We start from the raw sequence: 5601 nt of genomic DNA on the forward strand, positions 1-5601 counted from the left end.
AGCTCTACATCGGGCAGGGTTCATACAAGAAGCTGTATGTCTACGACTACTTGGCCGATTCATGTTTGAAGGTGATAGACGTGAGCGCGGTTACCGCCAGCTACCCCGACGCCTGCATTTTCAGCCGTACCCATCGCCGGGCCTACGTCTCTTCCTTCCAGTTTGAACCGTTGGGGGGCGACAAAGTCGGCATAGTTGACACTGACCGCGACACGCTATTGCGCGTCCTCTCGGTGCGGGTCACCAACGGGCTGTACAAACAAGCTGCCGTGGACGAACGGGATGGCAAGGTCTACATTGTTGACTGCAGCGGTTCGTATTACTATCCGGACACGATGTGGGTGGTCGACTGCGCCACCGACTCGGTAATCAAGAAGTTCGAGTGTGCTCCGTTTGGAGCTGACGCCCGCACGTGCATCCGCTGGGCCCCCTGGAGCAACCGCATCTACCTCATAAATGACTTCGGCAGCGACACAGGTGGGTCTCTCGTCGTCATCGACTGCAACACCGACTCGGTCATCGTTCCGAGCATGCTAAGAGGCGGGCAACTGCGTGACATTCAGATTGACCCGATTCGCCAGCGCGTGTTTGTCATAGGCGATACGAACAAGGTCTACGTCCTGCGCGACGTGGAAGGCGGCGTGGCTGAAGAGACGGCTTCCACCGGTCACGGTTCGGTTTCAGGTCTGCAGGTGAAGCCGACGGTAGATGGCCACCAGATCAGCTACTCCATCGCCACGACGTGCTGGGTTGACGTCTCCGTCTACGACCTCATGGGACGCGAGGTCCGCCGCTTGGTTGCGGAAGAACAACCGGCAGGAGAGCATCAGCTTCTGTGGAACTGTCAAGACAGCGTCGGTAGTCCTGTCGCCCGTGGCGTCTACCTCATCCGCCTCGAAACCCCGAGCGTCGCTGACACGAAGAAGGTCGTAGTGACAAGATGCTCAAGGCGGTCGTGAGATAGGCCAAACCTGCGGAGGGGCGGAGCTATCCGCCTCTCCGTGATTGGAGAGTGGTTGTGAAGAAACTGCTGCTATTGCTGGTTCCTCTGGTCCTGACGGCCCAGGTGGAGGTTGACACGTTCATGCGACTTCCCACCCGGCTGGGTCAGGCGTTCTTCGTCCCTGAACTCAACAAACTGTACGTAATGCCCCGCTACAACAGTGGGAGGAACCTCTACGTCCTCGATTGCTCCACCTACACCCTGAAGACGCAGATACCCTTCGGCCCTCCCAATGCCGGGGCCACGACCCGTTTCTCCTATAGCCCACTGAGACGGAAGCTCTACGTGACCACTTGGGCGTACGATAGCACGTTTGTTGTCGACGTTGTGGCCGACACGGCCGTCGGATGGGTGAAGGTGCCTCATGACTGGAACAATGATGTGTATTTGAGTGACATCGACGCTTTGTTCAAGCCTTCGGTTGACACGCTGTACGAGTTCGATTGTGCCACGGACACCGTGATCCGCCGGCTGCCGGTACACAGCACCTGCGCGTCGTGGGACTCGGTAGGCCGCAAGCTCTACGTGGGGCAGGGCTCGTACAGGAAGCTCTACGTCTATGACTACCTGGCTGATTCCTGCCTCAAGGTCATAGACGTGGGCGCCGTTGTGGCCAGCTATCCTGACGCTTGCGTCTTCAGTCGCACCTACCGCCGGGCCTACGTCTCCTCGTTCCAGTTTGAGATGATGGGGGGAGACTACCTGGGCATAGTTGATACCGAGCGCGACACTCTCTTGCGCGTGCTCCCGGTGCAAATCACGGAGGGGCTGTACAACCACGTTGCCGTTGACGAGCATGACGGGAAGGTCTACATCACGAGTGACGACGGGTGGTTCGACACACCGGACACGATGTGGGTCGTTGACTGCGCGACTGATTCGGTTCTGAAGAAGTTCGAGTGCGTGCCCGAAGGAAGAACGATGGTGTGCATCCGCTGGGTGCCGTGGAGCAACCGCATCTACCTTGTCAACGTCTATCCTAACGCAAACCAACTTGGTTCTCTCGTCGTCATTGACTGCAGCACCGATTCGGTCATCGTGCCCGGCATGCCAAGCAGTGACTTCATACGAGACGTACAACTCGACCCGCTCCGCCAGCGGATATTCGCGGTAGGCGTGGATTCCTACTACGTATACGTCCTGCGCGACACCGGCTACGGGGGAGTTGTTGAAGCCAGGCCAGCCGGGCCGCGTCTCGCGTCGGTCTTGCAGGTACAGCCGACGTCAGGTGGGTACGAGGTGAGCTACTCCGTTGCCTCGCCCTGCCGGGTAGACCTTTCGGTCTCCGACCTGATTGGCCGAGAGGTCAGGCAACTCGTGGCAGGCGAACAGCCGGCAGGCCGGCACCGGGCCATTTGGGACCGCCGCGACCAGGAAGGGGCTGCGGTTCCCGGAGGTGTCTACTTTGTCCACCTTAGCACGCCTGACTTCGCCGCGGTCAAGAAAGCGGTGGTGACGAGATGAACCGAAGCGAACAAGCCCGAATGCTCATCGGCTTGACCATGCCCGGAAGCGGTCCTGCCGCGGGAGCCGCCGCTCCGCCGCGAGTTCCGTGTCCTTCCGGGCAGCGATGGCTCGCCGTGAAAGGGACGCTGACAAGAGCACGACGCTGGAGCCGCGAGCATAGTCTGGACAGCTTTCACACGGTTTACTGGCTTGCGATGTTCGCCTGCTGTTCTCTGTTCGGCCTCATGGTCGGGGGCTATGTGGGGTTCATGGAGAACGCCACTTCGCACGCAGCCCCGCCGCACTCGTTCGCACAACTGGCCGCGACGGATGTAGGCTGGGCTGCCAAGATGAGGCAAGACTGGCTGGCATCGCACCCGCGTGAGTCGGCAGGGAGGCGCGGGCGAGAGACTCACTGGCAGCGTCTTATCAAGAGCACAGCTACTGACAGCGGACTTGGCGGCAGACCGTCACCGACGACGCTCGGCGGGCCCTTCGTCCGCCTCGACGCGCCAGTCGCCGGCGGCGCTCCAAGCCTTCCGAACCACGAGAGCGAATGAGAGTTAGGGGAACCGAAGCTCTGACTACGGAAGATCGGATGAACCAAAGGGCAGCACCTGCAATCCCGGCCAGGAAGAACAGGTTCAGAGTTGGACTCTGTGCTGCCCGAGAGATTGTAGCCGGGATGTAGAAGGAAGCAAGCAGGGGATGGCAAGACTATGAGCGGTTTTCAACCGCCGGTGCTACATGCAACGGTAGTCATGGCCGGCTCTGCATCCCGGCACCGGGTATCGGGGTCCGAGGCGCACCCAAAGGTGCTCGAGTGCGCTGACAGGTTTTTGGGCGAAAGGAGACTTCCATGCTCAAGAAACTCACGGTAACCTGCGGGCTCCTGCTCGCAGCTTCTGCGGCAATGGCCGGCCTTCCGTGGCCATGGATGCCGCTGGACTCGACGCCCTTCCCGGTCGGTCAGGGCGCACACATCACCTACGGTAGCGACCGCATATGGGGTATGTTCCCCGTGGAAGCAGACAGCCATACGTATGTCTACTACTACTCTCCGCTCCCGGGCAGAGGGGATACCAACAACCCTAACGTAGGCGATTGGGAATCTCTCCCTCGTGGCAATTCTCGGTGGTTTGGCTACAATCTGGCCCACACCGGAATGACATACCAATGGGACAAATCGTTGTTCATTATCGGGGCCGATACCGGCGACGGAGAGGATACCGCAGATGGGTACCTGGACAGGTACGTTCTAGCTCGCGACACGTGGCTCTTCTACGACATCGACGAAGAAGAGGAGTTTATTCTCGACGAGGGTGCCTGCATCGCCTACGCGCCGAACCTGGGATATGGCTCGGCCAATCAAGTAGAGGGCTACATATTCTGCCTGCCCGGCGATAGCAGGGAATTCTGGCGCTATTCGATTAATCCCGATACGGACATCGTGGCTTCCGGCATCTTCCCGCCGAGTGGCTCGACTATCTCGGACGCAACGCCGCTGTTCCGGTGGACCGGCGGGTCGGTTCTGTATCGCCTGCAGGTCTCGACCGATCCAAGCTTCGGCCTGGGCTCATGCGTAATAGACACGGTCGTCTCCGCGACGGAGTACCAGATCTCTGGCGAGCTTGACAACGCCCAGTACTACTGGCGCACCGGCACTCCCAACGGCCTCAACTGGACTTGGGCCAGTGCGCTCAGCTTCACGCTCGAATATGGGTTCGTGGAGCTCGATCGCATCGACAAGAAGGTCGCCAAAGGCGCGGCAATGGCGTACACGGCGTTTGGCGGAGTCCCGTCCATTTACGTGCTTGCCGGCTTCAGGACCGACGTCGACAGAACGTTCTTCTGCAGGTGGAACATCAACAACGAGGACTGGGACGATCTTCCCTATACGCCTAGGGCCCAGGCTGTCGGCACGTCTCTGACCAGCCGCGATCCGGTTACGGGGAGTCCCGGCTGGTTTGCCGTGGCGGCCGCGTTCGGTCAAACGGGTTCCGGCTGCCACCCATATGGCTACGACGACGAGTGGTGGGAATACCCCGATTCCGCCTTTGAGGACTTTCCGAGGACGCTCGGCCCCGGTGCCACATTCGTCATGGGCCCGGACCCCTGGTGCTACCTGACACCCGGTGCGCCGTACGTGGGCGGGGACCCCACCAAGTACTTCTACGCCATAGACCCCGAGCGTATGAAGCGCAAGAAGCACAAGGACAGGGGAGGTTCGCAGGCCGGGGATGTCCATGCCGGAAGCCGGCGGGCGCAGGTCATCGCCTCAGACCACCGCATTGAGGTCGAGTATCAGTTGCCCGCGACTGCGTTCGTGCGCGCTGCCCTGCATGACGCGGTCGGGAGGCAGGTTGGCGTGCTCGATGCCGGTAGGCAGCAGCCCGGCACGCACCGGATGAGCTGGAATCAGGACCGCGGAGGTGGAAAGCTCGCCTCCGGGGCCTACTTCGTACTCCTTGACATGGGTACGGAGAAAGCTACGCTCAAGGCGGTGATTCGGTAGATCCGCATTCCGGAGGGGCGGGTTCACCGCCCCTCCGATCTTGCGGAATCAATGATGAGGAGGAACGAATGAGTGCCACTCTGCTTCTCTTGTTCTCTGTCATTACGTCACGTGGCTTCGGGCCGGAAGTGCGCATCGACCACCAGTACCTGCCCAACCACGGTTGCCACAGGTGCGCGATAGCCATTGGCCCGGGCGTGCCTTCGAGGCAGCCGCTCTACGTCGCTTTCCAGGACGATTCAACGCGGGGACCCACCATTATTCGCAGCGACATCATGTTCCAGAAGTCCACCGATGCTGGCAGGACCTGGCTGCCCGAGGACGTGCTGATTCGGCGGGGAGAACGCCACGCCATGAGCCCTGACATCACGACCGACTTGGACGGCAATGTCTATATCGTGTTCGAAGACTTGATTAACGACCCTGACGGTGTGTCCGACCGTCATCTTCTGTGCACGCGCTCGAGTGACGGCGGCACCACGTGGTCCGCGCCGGTGTGGATTGACGATGAGTCTGTCAGATATGTCGGCATGACTAGCATTGCCGCGGGCTCGGGCGGCGACCTCTTCTGCGCCTGGACCGACTGGCGGACGGGGTATAGCCACATCTGGTCGTCGGTATCAACCGACCGGGGAGT

The 5601-nt window shown here is 60.6% G+C and carries 5 protein-coding genes; all 5 read left to right on the plus strand.

Translation table 11 applies throughout. The annotated features are described in order from the left end of the window. Positions 1 to 959: T9SS type A sorting domain-containing protein (locus FJY68_13105; GenBank protein ID MBM3332762.1), on the plus strand; the 959-nt coding region annotated here is incomplete at its 5' end. 59 nt (positions 960 to 1018) lie between these two features. Next, a complete protein-coding gene (locus FJY68_13110; protein MBM3332763.1) occupies positions 1019 to 2467 on the plus strand; it encodes a hypothetical protein in 1449 nt (482 codons plus the stop codon). Continuing rightward, the gene (locus FJY68_13115; protein ID MBM3332764.1) at positions 2464 to 3009 is read left to right on the plus strand and encodes a hypothetical protein; all 546 of its coding nucleotides are present in this window, start codon (positions 2464 to 2466) and stop codon (positions 3007 to 3009) included. The genes FJY68_13110 and FJY68_13115 overlap by 4 nt, the downstream gene beginning before the upstream one ends. 299 nt (positions 3010 to 3308) lie before the next feature. Further along, positions 3309 to 4964, plus strand: a complete 1656-nt coding sequence (locus FJY68_13120; GenBank protein ID MBM3332765.1) for a hypothetical protein — start codon at positions 3309 to 3311, stop codon at positions 4962 to 4964. A 68-nt stretch (positions 4965 to 5032) separates the two neighbouring features. Next, positions 5033 to 5601 (plus strand): exo-alpha-sialidase (locus tag FJY68_13125; GenBank protein MBM3332766.1); only part of this gene is annotated, 569 nt, incomplete at its 3' end.

This window comes from candidate division WOR-3 bacterium, assembly GCA_016867815.1.
Taxonomy (GTDB): domain Bacteria; phylum Hydrothermota; class Tepidihabitantia; order Tepidihabitantales; family Tepidihabitantaceae; genus UBA2258.

Excerpts from the sequence above, each read along its gene's own strand:
- FJY68_13115 (MBM3332764.1), top strand. The coding sequence starts at position 2,464 with ATGAACCGAAGCGAACAAGCCCGAATGCTCATCGGCTTGACCATGCCC.
- FJY68_13120 (MBM3332765.1), top strand. The coding sequence starts at position 3,309 with ATGCTCAAGAAACTCACGGTAACCTGCGGGCTCCTGCTCGCAGCTTCT.